The 251-nt window shown below is 64.1% G+C and carries 1 protein-coding gene; it reads right to left on the bottom strand.

Annotated elements, in window-relative coordinates:
• Positions 1-24: 24 nt before the first annotated feature.
• Positions 25-251, bottom strand: a 227-nt coding sequence (locus tag BV911_RS20470) for a transposase (RefSeq protein ID WP_371588373.1), incomplete at its 5' end; no start/stop codon positions are given.

The raw sequence follows: 251 nt of genomic DNA, 5'->3' as shown, positions 1-251 counted from the left end.
ACGGCCAGCGCGCTCTGGCACGCGTTAGCTATGTGGTGAGCACACGCGCCAGAGCGCCACCGACATCCCGAGCGTGGCCCCTATTTGCGCCGGTAAATGGCCCCTTATGTCACCGTGATTGACACTCAGCGTGGAGCGATGCAAATCGACCCCTTCGCGGGCGTAGATCTTGGACTGCCGCTCGAGCGGCAGGTGATCGCAATACTTACCGACCAGCATGTGCGACACGAGGCCGGGACCGGGCCGTCCGC

Origin of the sequence: Pseudoruegeria sp. SK021 (genome assembly GCF_002119405.1) — a bacterium.
Classification (GTDB): domain Bacteria; phylum Pseudomonadota; class Alphaproteobacteria; order Rhodobacterales; family Rhodobacteraceae; genus Meridianimarinicoccus.
This window is presented reverse-complemented; position numbering and strand designations above follow the sequence as displayed.